Source organism: Pseudomonas sp. RIT623, from assembly GCF_004519305.1.
Classification (GTDB): Bacteria; Pseudomonadota; Gammaproteobacteria; order Pseudomonadales; family Pseudomonadaceae; genus Aquipseudomonas.
On record NZ_SOZA01000015.1, the window covers coordinates 61,520 to 79,176 of the forward strand.

The following is a 17,657-nucleotide window of genomic DNA, read 5'->3' on the forward strand; positions in this document are numbered from 1 at the left end:
AACTGACCGATCAGTCCTTTTTCGACCCTTGCCGGGCAAAACCCGCGGGTCATTTCCTGTGGTGCCGTGTAAACTCCACTACAACACCTGATTCGGCCCGAAAACCCTGCGCCACGCCTGGTCTTTAGGGGTGCACCTGCGCCCGACGGTCAGCCTACGGCGAACGCGAAAGCGCTCGTATCTTGACCGTAACACCCAATCCGGTCAATACGGCAAATTGGCCAGCCTCCAGCCGCCTACCTGTGATTCTACGGGCCTCCGGCAAATTCAAACAAACGTTTGTATTGGACCCGCCAAGTGGTGTAGATATAATGCGCGGCCAAGACAAAACGGTGTAGTCCGTCACCTGCGAAGCTACAGCACCTGCAATGCCGCGCGTGACCGTGAGCACTCATAAAAGACAAGCAACAGCGATGAGCCTTGAGTAGGAGAGAACCTGTGGAACGCGAATACATGGAATTCGACGTGGTCATCGTCGGCGCAGGCCCGGCGGGCCTGTCCGCCGCCTGCCGCCTGAAGCAGAAGGCCGCCGAAGCCGGTAGCGAGATCAGCGTCTGCGTGGTCGAGAAAGGCTCCGAAGTCGGCGCTCATATTCTCTCCGGCGCGGTGTTCGAACCGCGCGCCCTGAACGAACTGTTCCCCGACTGGAAAGAACTGGGCGCGCCGCTGAACACCGAAGTGAAGCGCGACGACATCTATGTGCTCAAGGATGCCGGCAGCTCGACAAAAGTGCCTGACCTGTTCGTGCCCAAGACCATGCACAACCAGGGCAACTACATCATCTCGCTGGGCAATCTGTGCCGCTGGCTGGCCCAGCAGGCCGAGAACCTCGGCGTCGAGATCTACCCGGGCTTCGCCGCCCAGGAAGCGCTGTTCGACGAAAACGGCGTGGTCCGGGGCATCGTTACCGGCGACCTCGGTGTCGACCGCGAAGGCAACCCGAAGGACGGCCTGTACACCCCGGGCATGGAACTGCGCGCCAAGTACACCCTGTTCGCCGAAGGCTGCCGCGGCCACATCGGCAAGCAACTGATCAAGCGCTTCGACCTGGACAACGAATCCGACGTCCAGCACTACGGCATCGGCCTCAAGGAAATCTGGGAAATCGACCCGGCCAAGCACGAGCAGGGCCTGGTGGTGCACACCGCCGGCTGGCCGCTGGACGTGATGAGCAAGGACAACACCGGCGGCTCGTTCCTCTATCACCTGGAGAACAACCAGGTGGTAGTTGGCCTGATCGTCGACCTGTCCTACTCCAACCCATACTTGTCGCCGTTCGACGAGTTCCAGCGCCTCAAGCACCACCCGGTGATGAGCCAGTACCTCGAAGGCGGCAAGCGCATCAGCTACGGTGCCCGCGCCATCTGCAAAGGCGGCTTCAACTCGCTGCCGAAAATGGTCTTCAATGGCGGCGCGCTGATCGGCTGTGACCTGGGCACCCTGAACTTCGCCAAGATCAAGGGCAGCCACACCGCGATGAAATCCGGCATGCTCGCCGCCGACGCGGTGGCCGATGCCCTGATCGCCGGCAGCGAGGGTGGCGACCAGCTCAATGGTTATGTCAGCGCATTCAAGGCCAGTTGGCTGTACGAAGAACTGTTCGCCAGCCGCAACTTCGGCCCGGCGATGCACAAGTTCGGCCCACTGCTGGGTGCTGCCTTCAACTACGTCGACCAGAACTGGTTCGGCGGCAAGCTGCCGTTCACCCTGCACGACACCAAGCCAGACTACGCCTGCCTGAAGCTCGCCGCCGACTCGCAGAAAATCGAGTACCCGAAACCGGATGGCAAGCTCAGCTTCGACAAGCTCAGCTCGGTATTCCTCTCCAGCACCAACCATGAAGAGGAACAACCCTGCCACCTGAAGCTGACCGACCCGAATATCCCGATCGCCAGCAACCTGCCGCTGTACGACGAACCGGCGCAGCGCTACTGCCCGGCTGGTGTGTACGAGGTAGTCACCCAGGAAGATGGCAGCAAGCGCTTCCAGATAAACGCGCAGAACTGCGTGCACTGCAAGACCTGCGACATCAAGGACCCGGCCCAGAACATCACCTGGGTCACCCCGGAAGGCGCTGGCGGGCCGACTTACCCAAACATGTAAGGCCTGCCCTGGCAGCAATGAAAAGCCCCCTGGCCATCCGGCCCGGGGGCTTTTTCGTCTCAGCCGCTGCGCACTTCCTCGCACAGGTCGGGGGGCGCTCGAGCAGCTTGATCAGCGCGACCGGTGGACAATAGCCACCACCCGGAAGTCTGCCCCACCGCCCGCCAACCGTTATCGGCTCATTTGTCAGCGCACATGATCGACACCGGTTCCATCGCAAAGGCCAAAGGCTCGCGACGCCCGAAATACAGCGCCGTCAGCAGCCCCACGCTGCCCATGATCAGACAAAAACCGACACACACCCACGGGCTCCATGGCATCAGCGCAATCAGCGCCAACGGCGTGGTGCTGGCCCACAGCGCATAGGCCAGGTTGTAAGTGAAGGAAATGCCCGACACACGGATCTCGGCCGGGAACAGCCCGACCATCACCGACGGCACCACCCCCACCACGCCGCAGCAAAGCCCCGCCAGCGCATAGGCCAACCAAGTCATGCCCCACTGCCCGACCAGGCTGGCATACAACACGCCGATACCCAACGGCAACAGCAAGCTGTAGAGCATCAGCGCGCGCCAGGCGCCGACGCGGTCGACCAGCAGCCCGGCCAGCACGCAACCAAGGTTGAGGAAGACGATGCCCACGCTGCTCAGGGCGAAGGTATGCCCGGCTGTCATGCCGAAACGCTGCTGCATCACCGTCGGGGTGATCACCACCAGCACCACCACCGCCGAGGTCAGCACGCAGGTCAGCAACGCCGCCGGGATCAGCGCCCGACGATGCTCGCCCAGCACCCGCCGCAGCGGGAAGCTCACCGGTGGCTCCCGGCGCGCGCGCAAGGCAAGGAACACTGGTGTTTCGCTGAGCCAGCGGCGCAACCAGACACCGATGACGCCGAATACCCCACCCAGCAGGAATGGGTAGCGCCAGGCGTAATCGAGGATTTCCTGGGGGTTGAAGAGCTGCGCCAGCAAGGTAGCGGTCAAGGCACCGAGCAGGTAGCCAAAGGTCAACCCGGCCTGGAGAAAGCCCAGGGCATAGCCGCGCCGTCCCGCCGGCGCGTGCTCGGCGACGAAGGTCCAGGCACTGGGCACCTCGCCGCCGACCGCGGCGCCTTGCAGGATGCGCAGCGCCAGCAGGATCAGCGGCGCGGCATAGCCGATGTCGGCATAGGTCGGCATCACCCCGATCAGCAGGCACGGCAGGGCCATCATCAGGATGCTCAGGCTGAACACCCGCTTGCGCCCCAGGTGGTCGGCGAAATGCGCCATGAGGATGCCGCCCAGTGGCCGCGCCAAGTAGCCGGTGACGAAGATCCCGAAGCTCTGCAGCAGACGCAGCCACTCGGGCATCTCGGGCGGGAAAAACAGCTGGCTGAGGGTCAGGGCGAAAAATACGAAGATGATGAAATCGTAGATTTCCAGGGCGCCGCCCAGCGCCGCCAGACCCAGGGTCCGATGGTCGCCGCGGCTGAACCGGGGCGGGCGGGCGGTATCGATGGCAGTCATGGCAGGTTCCGCAACTTGGCAAAAGGCCAAGAGGATAGCAAAAGCCCGCCGCTAACGGCTCAGGAGCTGCGGCTGAACACCGTCGGCGCCAGGCTGGCGCGCCGTCGCGCATAGCCGGGGCTGGCGGCCAGCCCCGCCGGCAGCGGTAACTGGCCAACCAGCACCGGCAGGTCGATGATCGCCATGAACGACTCCAGCGCCTCGCTGTCGGGGGCGCGCGGCAGGCTGATGCTCACCGCATGGCGATCGTTCGGCGCCACCGCCGGCACCTTGAGGTGCGGCGCGTGGTAGAGCAGTGCGTGCTGGATCTGCGAACTGACCCGACAGAACCGGGCCAGGTCGACGCCGGCATGGCTGGCCAGCTCGATGTTGCCGATCAGCAGGTTGAACGGCTGCAGGGCACTGTGCACCAGGCGCTGCAGGTCGTCGAAACTGTCGACCGGAGCGATCCGGTAGTAACCCAGGCCATTGAGCATCTTCTCCAGCTGCAGGCGCTGCTCGGGATGCTCGTCGGCGATGAGAATGCGCATGGCTTTATTGGGCATCGTACGGGCCTGGGCAGTGAGGTGAGAGAACGAGGCTCCATGACCATACTGCGCCCGTGCGGGCAGCGCCGGGCGAATCGCCCGCGCAGGGTCTTTCTTGATAGTTGTCGTGAAACAACCAGAAATCAAGCTACTCGCTCACGGAATTTTCACATTCCTGCGACCTGCTCATGACTCCCAGTGGCGCATGCGCACCCGGCAGTGTTTCATGGCGTTGACGATGTGCTTTTCCACCAGGCTGCGGGAGATACCCAGGCGCTCGGCGATCTGGCTGTGGGACAAGCCATCGAGCTTGCGCAGCAGGAAACTGTCGCGACAAGGCGCGCTCAACTCGTCCAGGGCCTGCTGCATCAAGGCCAGGCGCTGGTCTTGCTGCATGCCCTGCACTGGCGCCGGGGTGTGCCAGCGCTCATCCTGATCGAGCACTTCCAGCGGCTCGGTCTGGCGCACCAGATGGCGCCGATGGCGGTCGACCACCAGGTTGAGCGCGGTACGGTAGAGGAACGCGCGAGGGTGCTCGATCTGCTCGCCGGCGGTACGCTCCAGCACCCGCAGATAGGCATCATGGGCGACGTCCTCGGCAGCCTGGCGACTGCCGAGGCGGGCGCTGAGAAAGTTCACCAATTCGCGATAGTAATGTTCCACGATGGCACCTGGCGCCTCCCTGCTCGAGCGCGGACCTGGCTGGGAGGCGGGTCTGGATGATGTCAGGGTGCGATCTTACAAATTATAATTATTCTCAGCAACACACCGTTCGCCCCTACCTTGCGCTAAATCATGCCGGCCCGGGTTCGTTTATCGTCAGACCCCAAGCGTGCCGCCCGCGACGCGGCACTCGCCCTTCCCTCTGGCTGGAAGCCCGCATGACACGCACATCCCCCCCCCGCCGCCGGGTACTGCTCGGCACCCTTGGCCTGCTCGGCCTCGGCAGCCTGGTGGCCTGGCAGAGCCTGCCATTGGGCGGTGCACCGGTCAGCACGGTGCCGGTGACCCGCGCCGACATAGAAAGCAGCGTCACCGCCCTGGGCACCCTGCAGCCACGCCGCTACGTCGACGTTGGCGCCCAAGCCTCGGGACAGATCCGCAAGCTGCATGTCGAAGCCGGCGACGAAGTTCGCCAGGGCCAGTTGCTGGTGGAAATCGATCCATCCACCCAACAGGCCAAGCTCGACGCCGGGCGGTTTTCGATCGAGAACCTCAAGGCCCAGCTCGCCGAGCAACGCGCCCAGTATCAACTGGCCCAGCAGCAGCACCGGCGCCAAAGCGACCTGGCCGCGGCCGGCGCCACCCGCCAGGAAGACCTGCAGGCGGCGCAAGCTCAACTCAAGGTGACCCAGGCACGCATCGACATGTACCAGGCGCAGATCCGCCAGGCCCAGGCCAGCCTGCGCAGCGACGAAGCCGAGCTGGGCTACACCCGCATCTATGCGCCGATGAGCGGCACCGTGGTGGCGGTGGACGCCCGCGAAGGCCAGACCCTCAACGCCCAGCAACAGACGCCGCTGATCCTGCGCATCGCCAAGCTCTCGCCGATGACGGTCTGGGCCCAGGTTTCCGAAGCCGATATCGGCAAGGTCAAACCGGGCATGACCGCGTACTTCACCACCCTCGCCGGCGGCAAGCGCCGTTGGACCAGCCGCGTGCGGCAGATCCTGCCGATCCCGCCCAAGCCCCTGGAGCAGGCCAGCCAGGGCAGCGGCAGCCCGGCCAGCGCCAGCGCCGGCACTACCGGCAGCAAAGTGGTGCAGTACACCGTGTTGCTGGATGTCGACAACCCCGACGGCGCCCTGATGGCCGAGATGACCAGCCAGGTGTTCTTTGTCGCCGGCCAGGCCAGCCAGGTACTGAGCGCGCCCTTGGCAGCGCTGGAGGATGGACCAGGTGACGGCCTGCGTCTGGCCCAGGTACTCAACAGCCAAGGCAAGGTAGAGGCGCGCCAGGTGCGCACGGGCCTGGCCGACCGGCTGCGCGTGCAGATCCTCGACGGGCTGAACGAAGGCGAGCGCCTGGTCATTGGCGGCCCCAGCGCCAGCGGAGGTTGACATGAGCACTGCGCTGATCGAGCTGTGTGACATCCGCAAGGTCTATGGCGGCGTCGACTCGCCGCAGGTCGAGGTCTTGCGCGGCATCAGCCTGAGCATCCATCCAGGCGAGTTCGTCGCCATCGTCGGTGCCTCCGGCTCGGGCAAATCGACCCTCATGAACATCCTCGGCTGCCTGGATCGCCCCAGTAGCGGCAGCTACCGCTTCGCCGGCCGCGACGTGGCCGAACTGGACAGCGACGAGCTGGCCTGGCTGCGCCGCGAAGCCTTCGGTTTCGTGTTCCAGGGCTACCACCTGATTCCTTCGGGCTCGGCCCAGGAAAACGTCGAGATGCCGGCCATCTATGCCGGCACGCCCCCTGCCGAACGCCATGCCCGCGCCCACGCCCTGCTTGAGCGCCTGGGCCTGGCCAGCCGCACCGGCAATCGTCCGCACCAGTTGTCCGGCGGCCAGCAACAACGCGTCTCGATCGCCAGGGCCTTGATGAACGGCGGCCACATCATCCTCGCCGACGAACCCACCGGCGCGCTGGATAGCCATAGCGGCGCCGAGGTCATGGCCCTGCTCGACGAGCTGGCCAGCCAGGGCCACGTGATCATCCTCATCACCCACGACCGTGAAGTCGCCGCCCGCGCCCAACGGGTCATCGAAGTCCGCGATGGCCAGGTGGTCAGCGATTCGGCCGCCGAGCAACCGCCCGCGGTCACCCATGCGTCCTTGCAAGCCGATGACCTGCGCCAGCGCCTCGACCGCGGCGCCACCCTCAAGGGCGCCTGGAAAGGCGAACTGCTCGAGGCCCTGCAAGCTGCCTGGCGCGTCATGTGGATCAACCGTTTTCGCACCGCCCTGACCTTGCTCGGTATCGTCATCGGCGTGGCGTCGGTGGTGGTCATGCTGGCCGTGGGTGAAGGCAGCAAGCGCCAGGTGATGGCGCAGATGGCCGCGTTCGGCTCGAATATCCTCTACCTCAACGGCAAGGAGGCCTCCGAGCGCGAGCCTGGCGGTATCGTGACCCTCGACGATGTCGACGCCATTGCCCAACTGCCGCAGGTGCGCCATGTGATGCCGGTGATCGGCGACAAGCTGATGGTGCGCCAGGGCAACAACAGCCTGCAGGTCTATGTCGGCGGCAACAACACCTGGTTTTCCGAGGTGTTCGACTGGCCGGTGGCCGAGGGCAGCTTCTACAGCGCAGCCGACGAAGCCAGCGGTGCCGCCGTGGCGGTGATCGGCTCCAAGGTGCGGGACAAGCTGTTCCCCGACGCCAGCAACCCGCTTGGCCGCTATGTACTGATCGGCAATGTGCCATTCCAGGTGGTCGGCGTGCTGGTGGCCAAGGGCGCAAGTTCGGGCCAGCAGGACGCCGACGAACGCATCGCCGTGCCCTACTCCGCCGCGGCGATCCGCCTGTTCGGCAGTCGCGATCCCGAGTACGTGGCCATCGCCGCCCACGACTCCAGGCACGTGAGCGAGACGGAACAGGCGATCGATCGCCTGCTGCGCCAGCGCCACCAGGGCAAGCACGATTACGAACTGACCAACTCCGCGGCGTTGATCCAGGCCGAGGCCCGCACCCAGAACAGCCTGTCGCTGATGCTCGGCGCAATCGCGGCGATTTCCCTGCTGGTCGGCGGCATCGGCGTGATGAACATCATGCTCATGACCGTGCGCGAACGCACCCGGGAGATCGGCATCCGCATGGCCACCGGCGCACGCCAGCGCGACATCCTGCGGCAGTTCCTCACCGAGGCGGTGATGCTATCAATGGTCGGCGGGGTCACCGGCATCGTCCTGGCCCTGGCCATCGGTGGCGGCCTGCTGCTGGCCAGCATCGCCGTGGCCTTCACCTTGCCCGCCATGCTCGGTGCCTTTGCCTGTGCCGTGATCACCGGGGTGATGTTCGGTTTCATGCCGGCCCGCAAGGCCGCCCGCCTCGACCCGGTCAAGGCCCTTACCAGCGAATAACCCATGACGATTCCAAGCCGCTTCAGCCTATTGACCCTGAGCCTGTGCCTCGCCGCCTGCAACACGCCACCAACGCCGCCGGCGAACATCGAACCGCCGACCACCTGGCAAGGCCCCACCCAGGTGGCGCAGCCTTTCCCCGACCAGCAATGGTGGCGCGCCTTCGCCAGCGGCGAGCTGGACCGCCTGGTCGAACGCGCACGGCACAACAGCCATGATCTGGCCGCCGCCGCCGCCCGCGTGCGCCAGGCGCAAGCCAGCGCGGTCATCGCCGGCGCACCCTTGCTGCCCGAACTGCGCCTCGGCCTGGACGGCAGCCGCCAGCGCTTGCTGCGCGGCGATGGCAACGACCAGCTCGATGCCAGCAACAGCGAGCGCACCAGCACCTCGTTCGGCACACGCTTGAGCGCCAGCTACGAAATCGACTTCTGGGGCGGCTTGCGCGCAGGCCGCGACAGCGCCCTGCGCAGCCTGGCCGCCAGTCGCTTCGATCGCCAGACCGTGGAGCTGACCCTGACCAGCGCCGTCGCCGACAGCTACCTGCAAGGCCTGGCCCTGGAAGAACAGTTACGCATCGCCCGCCTCAACCTCGGCAATGCCCGCGACGTGCTGGCGCTGGTCGAGACACGCGAGCGCTCGGGCGCGGCCACGCGCCTGGAACTGGCGCAGCAACACAGCCTGGTCGCCGCCCAGGAGCGCCAGTTACCGCTGCTGGAACAACGCCGCCAGGACAACCGCGTCACCCTGGCGACTTTGCTCGGCGATCCGGTCCAGGCCTTGCCCGCCAGCCTCGACACTCTCGATGCCCTGCGCTGGCCCAGCATTGGCAGCGGCGTGCCCAGCGACCTGCTCGGGCGACGACCGGACATCGCCGCCGCCGAGGCGCGCTTGGCCGCGGCCAATGCCGACATCCAGGTGGCCCGGGCCGCCATGCTGCCGCGTCTGGTGCTCGGCGCCGACCTGGGCAGTGGCGCGCGGAGCTTCGCCAACCTGCTCGACAGCCCTTACTACACCCTCACCGCCGGGCTCACCGCGCCGATCTTCAACAATGGACGCTTGAGCGCGGCCCGGGACCTCGCCAGTGCCAGACAACAAGAGCTACTCGAAGCCTACCGCGCCAGCATCCTCGCCGGTTTCGCCGATGTCGAGAAGGCGCTCAACGCCATCAGTGGCGTCGAGCGCCAGCGCCAGTGGCAAGACCAGGAAGTCGAGCAGGCGCGCATCGCCTTCGACCTGGCTCAGCAGCGCTATGGTGCCGGCGCCGAGACCTTGCTCAGCGTGCTCGAGACCCAACGCACGCTGTACCAGGCCCAGGACCAACAGGCGCAATTGCGCCTGGCACGGCTGCAAGGCAGCGTGGCGCTGTACAAGGCACTGGGTGGGGGATGGCAGGTGCAATAGGACTGCCTTGCCAACGAACCTCGGCAACGTCGAGGTTCGTTGGCAAGGCTGACATTCAGGTCACGATATTCTTCAGCGACAGGTGCCGCGCATACCAGGGCCGTTGCGGCACCTTGCGCAGCAAGGGTTCGATCTGGTCGCCCTCGCCGAAGGTGATGCGCAACGCCAGCTTCATGGTCTCGACATCCATCTCCACCGACTTGCCCGGACGCATGCCCGGCTGCGTGCTGCAACCGTGGGTATCCGGCCCCAGCCAAGGGTCGTCGACCTCCACCCAGCGACCGGGCGCGAACCACGGCACACCATTGACCTCAAGGCGTCGAACCTGACCAGGATGGTAACGCTCATGGGCGCGAAACCAGTCATCGATACGGTCGTCGATCCACCCGTGGAACCCCCAGAACACAGGGTTGACATGGGATGAGAACGGATCGCCGAGAAAGTCGTTGTCACGCCCGAACCAGCGCGCGGCAAAGTCGGCCGAATCCCGTGCGAACGGCACCGGCGCGCCATTGCCAGGGTCGCGTGGCACCGAGGCCCAGCACATGTGCAACCAGTCGTGCAGGTTCATCTCCAGTTCCGAGCCGAAAGCCCCGAGGGACAGTTTCGACAGGTACAACGGATCCTGGTATTGCGACTCCCAGACCTGGAAGTTGCTGCAGTAGGTCTCGCCGGCCTTGATCGCCCCGACCCACTGCCCATAGGCCTCGTCACCCGGCGCCTGCCAGCCGGGTGGCACCCGGTAGCCGTCGTGGTTGTCGTAGTAACGGGCGAACCCCGGGCGATCGAGTTCCACGCTCGGCCGCGGCAACGGGAAACGCGACCAGGAAGGCAAATCCTGCAAGGTGCGCGCGTACATCAACATGTGCCGGTGCATGAACAGAAAGTCTATACCCGAACCGTTACGGTGCTTGCGCGGCCCCCGGGCATCGCGCTCGCGGTCTCGTGGCCCAGGCTGCCAGCCCAGGCCGCGCAGGGCGTTCTGCTTCACTTCCGGCAACTTGTGCCATTGGTCGCGGGTGGCGTGCCAAAGTTGGTGGAACAAGCGGTGCTCGGCACCGATCACCCAGTCCTGCATCTGCGGGGTATAGGGGATCCGTTCACGCGCTTCGGGGAACAGACGCTTGACCGCTACGAAGCGGCTGTCCTGCAACGGTAGGGTCAAGGGCCGGTCCAGGCGCTGCAGGCGCCCGCTCAAGGTACCGCTGCCGGCGTTGGCGAACTCGCCCCAGACCTCATCGAGGCTGGCCACGCACTCATAGCCCGGCCCGCCGTGCGTGCTCATCAGCCGCCAACGCACCGCGCCCGTGCTGGCACCCACCAGATCGCCGAGCACGCGATAGGCCGGTTCCGCCTCGCCACGCAGGCGTTCACCGGTATCGACGAAACCGCGCAGGCCGCGCCCCTTGGTAGCGATATCGAGGAACAGCTCGACGCCTTCGCCCGGCACACCCTCGAGACCTGCGTCAGCGCCTTCGAAACGGATGTCCCAGACCCCCCGCAGCAGGTCCGCGAGCACCTGGCCGCTGTAGTCGGCCAACTCCACGCTGGCCTCGCCGGGTGTGACGATATCGTCCTCAGGGTCATGGGTCAGTTGCTTGTGCGCGTAATAGGCCGCCGTGCCCGTGGCGCCCGCCACGGCCAACCCGGCGATGAATCCTCGTCGAGAAATTGTCATTGCGCCTCAATCCGTCTCCGCGTGACGCGGCTTCTATCCAAGCTAGGACGTACCAGGCGTGTGGAAATTTACCGCCCAAACTTGGAAACACGGGGCCGCAAGCGGCCCCGAATTATTCAGCCCGCCACGGCGGCGCGCACCGCCTCGGCAAAGCGCCCGGCGACTTCGTCGATCTGCTCGGCGCCGATGATCAGCGGGGGCAGGAAGCGCACCACCGCGCCATGCCGGCCACCCAACTCGAGGATCAGGCCACGGCGCAGACATTCGCGCTGCACCTTAGGCGCCAGGGTACGGCAGGCCGGCGGATGGCCCAGGGCATCGCCGCTACCGGTCGGATCCACCAGCTCGACACCGAGCATCAGCCCCCGGCCACGGATGTCGCCCAGTTGCGGATAGTCCTGTTGCAGGCGCTGCAAATGCCCGCGCAAGCGCTGGCCCATGGCCTCGGCGTGCTCGCACAGGCGGTGCTCGACCAGGTACTTCATCACCGCCGAACCCGTGGCCATGGCCATCTGGTTGCCGCGGAAGGTGCCGGCGTGCGCCCCGGGCGACCAGGTATCCAGCCAGTCGCGGTAGACCGTCACCGCCATCGGCAGGCTACCGCCAATGGCCTTGGACAGGGTTACCACGTCCGGCACGATGCCGGCGTGCTCGAAAGCGAACATCTTGCCGGTACGGGCAAAGCCGCTCTGGATCTCGTCGACGATCAAGGCCACCCCCGCCTGCTCGGTAATCCGGCGCAGGCCGCGCAACCACTCGATATCCGCCGGGATCACGCCGCCTTCGCCCTGCACCACCTCGACGATCACCGCGGCAGGCAGAGCCACGCCCGCCTCCGGATCGTTCAACAGGTTCTCCAGGTAATGCAGGTTGGCACGCACTCCCGCCTCACCGCCCAGGCCGAACGGGCAACGGTAGTCGTAGGGGTAAGGCAGGAACTGCACCCCGCTGGCGAGCAGCGCGCCCAACGGCTTTTTCGGCCCCAGGCTGCCCATCAAGCTGAGCGCCCCCTGGGTCATGCCGTGGTAGCCGCCCTGGAACGCCAGCACCGTGCTGCGCCCGGTGGCGGTGCGCACTAGCTTGAGCGCCGCCTCCACCGCGTCGGTGCCGGTGGGGCCACAGAACTGGATCTTCGCCTCGCGGCGCAATGCCTCGGGCAGCAGGCCGAACAGGTCCTGGACGAACTGGTCCTTGACCGGCGTGGTCAGGTCCAGGGTATGCAGCGGCAGTTCGTCGGCGATCACCTGCTGGATGGCGTCGATCACCACCGGGTGGTTGTGGCCCAGGGCCAGGGTACCGGCGCCGGCCAGGCAATCGATGAACTGGCGACCCTCGACGTCCTCGACATAGATACCCCGGGCACGCTTGAGCGCAAGGGGGATACGCCGCGGGTAGCTGCGGGCGTTGGACTCCTGCTGTTGCTGGCGCAACAGCAGCGCTGATGGCTCGAACTCATACAAGGCGCGCGGCGCGGTGGCCGGCAGCGCCTGGGCAAGGCTGGAAGCGGTCGACATCGGGAAAACCCTCGCAAGCAAGCGAATGTGCCCGCCACGCTTCCTGTCACCGGATGTGGTCGGGTTGTTATCGCTTGGAAAACGCTTTGGCGAGGTGCGGATTTAGCGCTTGGCGTGGGATTTATCGTGGCCATGATGGCCCTGGCGTGGGGCAGGGCCGCTCCCACGCCCTCTATCTGCTTACACCGCCGGGCGGGCCGGAACCTGCAACCACACCCGCAAGCCATCGGCCTGGCTGTCGAAGCGCAAGGTGCCGGCACAACGTTGGACGATGGCCTGGACAATCGCCAGCCCCAAGCCGCAACCACCACTCTGGCCATGGCGCCAGAAGCGTTCGGTCAGGTGTGCAAGATCTTCCTCGGCAATCCCGGGGCCATGGTCGCGAACCATGAAGCCGACCTGCCCGTCCCGCGCCTGCACGGCCAGTTCCACCTCGGCATCACCGCCATGGCGCAAGGCGTTGTCCAGCAGGTTGCGCAAGGCCGCGACCGCCAGCGGTGCCGGCATGCCCAGGTAGACCTGGGTGGCCTCCTCTGGCAGGTGCAGGCGGATACGCCGGTTGTCACCGCCACCGGCATCCTGCACCGCCTGCAAGGCCACCTGTTCGGCGCTGCACTGCACGCCGTCGTCGAACGACAGGCTGCCCTCGACCCGCGCCAGCATCAGCAGTTGTTCAAGGGTGCGGTGCATGCGATCGGTGCCCTGCTCGGCATGCGCCAACGCCTGCTCGCGCACCGCGCCATCGGTCATGCGCGCTACTTGCAGGTGGGTCTTGATCGCCGTCAACGGGCTGCGCAGTTCATGGGCGGCATCGTCGGTCAGGCGCCGTTCGCGCTCGATGGTCTGGGCGATGCGCAGGAACAGCTGGTTCTGGGTGGCGAGCAGCGGCTGCAGCTCGCTGGGCAGGCCCACCACCTGCAACGGCTCGACACTGTCGGCGCGGCGCCGGCGTAGCGCGTCGCGCATGCGGTTGAGCGGTTCCAGGCCCTTGCCCAGGCCGATCCACAGCAACCCCAGGCTGCCGAGCAAGGCCATCAGCACCGGCGCCGAGGCCGCCAGCAGGATCGACTGGTTGAGCGCCTCGCGTTCCTGATGCCGGTCGGCGGTGGTGATGCGCACATCGCCATGGTTGTAGGTGAAGGTACGCCACGAGGCGCCGTCGATGGTCTGGTCGCGAAAGCCGCTGCGCCCGTCATCGATGCTGCCGTCGTGCTTATGGTTGCTGGCGAGGATTTCGCCGCGCAGGGAACTGACCTGACACGCCATGCCGTCCGGCACGCTGAACTGGTCGGCGGCGAAATGCGCATCCTGGCCCTTGGCGGCCAGCGGCTGCGGCAACTGGTCGATCAACCCGGCAACCATCCGCGCCGAGGCGACCAGGCGCTGGTCGAGGGAGAACATCATCTGCTGGCGCAGGTCGCGCAGCATCCAGGCGGCGGCTAGCACCCAGATGACGATGAAGACGCTGCCGAGGATCAGCGACAGGCGTACCCGCAGGCTCATGACGCGCCCTCCTGCGGGGCCAGGGCCGGGCCGAGGCGATAGCCAAGGCCACGCACGGTCTCGACGATGCTGTTGCCGAGCTTGCGCCGCAGGTGATGGATATGCACGTTCAGCGCGTTGCTTTCGACCTCGTCGCCGAAGCCGTACACGCAATCCTTGAGCTGTTCGCTGGAGAGCACCCGCCCGGGGTTCTGCAACAAGGCCTGCAGCAGCGCCTGCTCGCGGCGCGACAGGTCGACAGGCTGGCCGGCCAGGGTCGCCAGGCAACTGCTCGGGTCATAGCTGAGCGGGCCGTGTTCGATGGCGTTCACCGCCCGTCCGGCAACCCGGCGCAACAAGCTGTGCAGGCGCGCGGCCAACTCGCGCAGGTCGAACGGCTTGAGCAGGTAGTCGTCGGCGCCGGCCTGCAGGCCATCGACGCGGTCGGTGACCGCATCGCGGGCGGTGAGCACCAGCACTGGCAGCGTCTCACCCTGCTGGCGCAGGCGGCGCAGCAGCTTCAGGCCGTCTTCGTCGGGCAGGCCGAGGTCGAGGATCATCACGTCGAACTGCGCGGTCTGCAGCATTTGCCGGGCCTGCGAGGCGCTGGCCACCCGATCCATGGTCAGGCCTTGGGCCGAGAGGCCGGCGCAGATGCCGCTGGCGATCAGGTCGTCGTCCTCGCAGAGCAGAACGTGCATGGGGGATCTCCTGGCTGGGCTGGCGGGCATTGCACAGCGTGCTGATTAAGGGGGGATTATGAACCCTCTTGGCGTTGCGGCAATCATTGCCAGGCGTTTGCCGTCAGCGGGTTTAACCTTCAGTTAATAAGCCACGCCCAGCATGGCCCCAACTCAAGCTCTACCAAGGCGTCGACATGCGTGTTTTCCTGCTTTTCCTGGCATTGCTGCTCGCCGGCCCCCTCCAGGCCAACCCCTTCGCCGTCAAACCGGACTTCCTGCCGGTGAACGAAGCCTTCGTCCTGTCCCACGAGCGCCTGGACAACGGCCAGACGCGCCTGTACTTCCAGATCAAGGACGGCTACTACCTTTACCAGAAACGCCTGAAGTTCGACGGTCTGCCCGCCGCACAGCAGCCCGCCCTGCCGGTGGCGGAAAACCACCATGACGAGTTTTTCGGCGACAGCGCGGTCTATCGCCAGCAGCTCGAACTGCTGTTGCCAGCCACCGCCAGCGGCGAACTGCGCCTGGGCTGGCAGGGCTGCGCCGACGCCGGCCTGTGCTATCCGCCGCAAACCACGGCTATCGCCCTCGGCGCCGCCCCGCCCACCGCAGCGGCGACCGACCAGGCCAGCGACCAGGCCCTGGCCAGCAACCTGCAACAGGGTAGCCTGGCCTGGAGCCTGCTGGCCTTCTTCGGCCTGGGCCTGCTGCTGGCCTTCACCCCCTGCTCGCTGCCGATGCTGCCGATCCTCGCCGGGCTGGTCCTGGGCAACGGCGCCAGCGCCCGCCGCGGCTGGTTGCTGGCCGGGGTCTACGTGCTGAGCATGGCGCTGGTCTATGCCGGTCTGGGCGTGATCGCCGCGCTGCTCGGCGCCAGCCTGCAAGCCTGGCTGCAACAGCCCTGGCTGCTAGGCAGCCTGGCTGGTTTGTTCGTGCTCCTGGCCCTGCCGATGTTCGGCGCCTTCGAGCTGCAACTGCCCAGCGCCCTGCGTGACCGCCTCGATCGCGCCGGCCAGGGCACCCGCGGCGGCAATCTGTATGGCGCGGCGCTGCTCGGTGCCTTGTCCGGGTTGCTGCTGGGGCCCTGCATGACCGCGCCACTGGCCGGCGCCCTGCTGTACATCGCCCAGAGCGGCGATGTGCTGCAAGGCGCGCTGGTACTGTTCACCCTGGGCCTGGGCATGGGCGTGCCACTGCTGTTGCTGGTCACCCTGGGCAACCGCTACCTGCCGCGCCCTGGCGCCTGGATGAACCTGGTCAAGGGGCTGTTCGGCTTCGTGTTCCTGGCCATGGCCCTGTATACCGTGCGCAGCCTGCTGCCCGAGGCCCTGGTACTGGCACTGGCCGGCGGCTGGCTGATTGCCCTGGGCTGGGCCGCCTGGCCTGCCCTGCAGCGCCTGCCAGCGCTACGCGCGATACCGCTGCTGGGCGCGCTGTGGGGTGGCTTGCTGCTGGTCGGCGCCGCCGCCGGTGGCAGCGACCTGTGGCAGCCGCTGCAACCCTTCGCCGGCAACGCGGGCGCCGACGCCAAGGCCAGCGACGCCTTCGTCACCGTCGCCAACCCCGCAGACCTGCAACGCGAGCTGGACACCGCCAAGGCCCGTGGGCAATGGGTACTGGTGGACTACTATGCCGACTGGTGCGTGTCGTGCAAGGTCATGGAAAAACAGGTATTCGGTCGCGCCGATGTGCAGGCCAGCCTGGCCAACGTGCACCTGGTTCGCCTGGACGTCACCGCCGATGCGCCGGCTAGCCGCGCGCTGCTGCAACACTACCAGGTACCCGGCCCGCCCAGCCTGATCTGGATCGGCCCGGAAGGTGAAGAACGCCGCGCCCGGCGTATCACCGGGGAAGTCGATGCCGCCGGGTTCCTGCAACATTGGGCACAGACCAGGAGCCAAGGCTGATGCTGACGGTCACCCTCGGGCCACTGACCATGGCCCTGAACCACTTGCTGCTGCTCGCGGCGTTGGGCATCGCCAGCCTGGTCGGCTGGCGCGTGGCCCGGCGCGGCGGCGAAAACCCCGAGTCGGCGCTGTTCAATTTGTTCCTGCTGGGGCTGCTGTTCGCCCGCCTGGGCTTCGTGCTGGCCTATTGGCCGATGTACCGCGACGACCCCTTGCAGATCATCGACATTCGCGATGGTGGGTTCCTGCTCTGGGGCGGGCTGCTGGGCCTGGTCCTGGGCACCCTCTGGCAAGGCTGGCGCCGCCCCGGCCTGCGTCGGTCGCTGGGTTGGGCACTGTTCAGCGGCGCGCTGTTCTGGGGCCTGGCCAGTCTGGCCAGCCATCTCTACAGCAAGGGCACCGAGCTGCCGCAGATGAGCCTGCGCGACAGCCGCGGCCAGGCCGTGGCCCTGCACGACTACCGTGGCAAGCCGCTGGTGATCAATATCTGGGCCACCTGGTGCCCGCCGTGCCGCCGCGAAATGCCGGTACTGCAACAAGCCGAGGACGACTATCCTCACGTGACCTTCCTGTTCGTCAACCAGGGCGAAACCCCGGAGAACGTCAGCACCTTCATGGCCACCACCGGCCTGACCCTGTCCAACGTGCTATTCGACGGCACCGGCGAACTGGCCCGCAAGGTCGGCTCCATGGCCCTGCCCACCACCCTGTTCTACAACGCCGAAGGACGGCTGGTCGGCAGCCACCTGGGCGAGCTGTCGCGGGCCAGCCTGCGCCATGCCCTGGAACCCTTCGAACGCGCCGACGCGCCCGCCACACAAGGAAACTGAC

13 protein-coding genes are annotated in these 17,657 nt (G+C 66.5%); 6 read left to right on the forward strand and 7 right to left on the reverse strand.

Annotated elements, in window-relative coordinates:
* Positions 1-438 precede the first annotated feature (438 nt).
* Positions 439-2,103, forward strand: a complete 1,665-nt coding sequence (locus E3U47_RS12640) for an electron transfer flavoprotein-ubiquinone oxidoreductase (protein WP_134691772.1) — start codon at positions 439-441, stop codon at positions 2,101-2,103.
* 179 nt (positions 2,104-2,282) lie between these two features.
* On the opposite strand, the gene E3U47_RS12645 is transcribed toward E3U47_RS12640, so the two are convergent.
* From E3U47_RS12645 to E3U47_RS12655, 3 genes are all read right to left on the reverse strand, one after another.
* A complete protein-coding gene (locus tag E3U47_RS12645) occupies positions 2,283-3,608 on the reverse strand; it encodes an MFS transporter (RefSeq protein WP_134691773.1) in 1,326 nt (441 codons plus the stop codon).
* 59 nt (positions 3,609-3,667) lie between these two features.
* On the reverse strand, positions 3,668-4,153 hold the full coding sequence (locus tag E3U47_RS12650) for a histidine kinase (protein ID WP_134691774.1): 486 nt from the start codon (positions 4,151-4,153) through the stop codon (positions 3,668-3,670).
* A 168-nt stretch (positions 4,154-4,321) separates the two neighbouring features.
* Positions 4,322-4,864 (reverse strand): sigma-70 family RNA polymerase sigma factor, encoded by a 543-nt coding sequence (locus E3U47_RS12655; RefSeq protein WP_256660269.1) that lies wholly within the window; start codon positions 4,862-4,864, stop codon positions 4,322-4,324.
* Between the two features lie 152 nt (positions 4,865-5,016).
* On the opposite strand from E3U47_RS12655, the gene E3U47_RS12660 reads away from it, so the two are divergent.
* The 3 genes from E3U47_RS12660 to E3U47_RS12670 are packed head-to-tail and all read left to right on the forward strand — an operon-like array spanning position 5,017 to position 9,562.
* Entirely contained in the window at positions 5,017-6,195 is a 1,179-nt protein-coding gene (locus E3U47_RS12660; protein ID WP_134691776.1) for an efflux RND transporter periplasmic adaptor subunit, read from the forward strand.
* 1 nt (position 6,196) lies between these two features.
* Positions 6,197-8,161, forward strand: coding sequence for a MacB family efflux pump subunit (locus E3U47_RS12665; RefSeq protein ID WP_134691777.1), 1,965 nt, complete (start codon positions 6,197-6,199; stop codon positions 8,159-8,161).
* Between the two features lie 3 nt (positions 8,162-8,164).
* A complete protein-coding gene (locus tag E3U47_RS12670) occupies positions 8,165-9,562 on the forward strand; it encodes an efflux transporter outer membrane subunit (RefSeq protein ID WP_134691778.1) in 1,398 nt (465 codons plus the stop codon).
* A 55-nt stretch (positions 9,563-9,617) separates the two neighbouring features.
* On the opposite strand, the gene E3U47_RS12675 is transcribed toward E3U47_RS12670, so the two are convergent.
* The 4 genes from E3U47_RS12675 to E3U47_RS12690 form a co-directional block, all read right to left on the reverse strand.
* The gene (locus tag E3U47_RS12675; protein ID WP_134691779.1) at positions 9,618-11,240 is read right to left on the reverse strand and encodes a twin-arginine translocation signal domain-containing protein; all 1,623 of its coding nucleotides are present in this window, start codon (positions 11,238-11,240) and stop codon (positions 9,618-9,620) included.
* Positions 11,241-11,356: 116 nt separating this feature from the next.
* Positions 11,357-12,754: an aspartate aminotransferase family protein gene (locus E3U47_RS12680; RefSeq protein WP_134691780.1), complete on the reverse strand. Its 1,398-nt coding sequence runs from the start codon at positions 12,752-12,754 to the stop codon at positions 11,357-11,359.
* 180 nt (positions 12,755-12,934) lie between these two features.
* Positions 12,935-14,257: an ATP-binding protein gene (locus E3U47_RS12685; RefSeq protein WP_134691781.1), complete on the reverse strand. Its 1,323-nt coding sequence runs from the start codon at positions 14,255-14,257 to the stop codon at positions 12,935-12,937.
* Positions 14,254-14,937 (reverse strand): response regulator transcription factor, encoded by a 684-nt coding sequence (locus E3U47_RS12690; protein ID WP_134691782.1) that lies wholly within the window; start codon positions 14,935-14,937, stop codon positions 14,254-14,256. Before E3U47_RS12690 ends, E3U47_RS12685 begins: the two co-directional genes overlap by 4 nt.
* A 176-nt stretch (positions 14,938-15,113) precedes the next feature.
* Between E3U47_RS12690 and dsbD the strand changes: the two genes are divergently transcribed.
* Both dsbD and E3U47_RS12700 read left to right on the forward strand, forming a co-directional pair.
* Positions 15,114-16,826, forward strand: a complete 1,713-nt coding sequence (gene dsbD / locus E3U47_RS12695; RefSeq protein ID WP_134691783.1) for a protein-disulfide reductase DsbD — start codon at positions 15,114-15,116, stop codon at positions 16,824-16,826.
* Positions 16,826-17,656, forward strand: coding sequence for a TlpA disulfide reductase family protein (locus tag E3U47_RS12700; RefSeq protein ID WP_134691784.1), 831 nt, complete (start codon positions 16,826-16,828; stop codon positions 17,654-17,656). Before dsbD ends, E3U47_RS12700 begins: the two co-directional genes overlap by 1 nt.
* Position 17,657 lies beyond the last annotated feature (1 nt).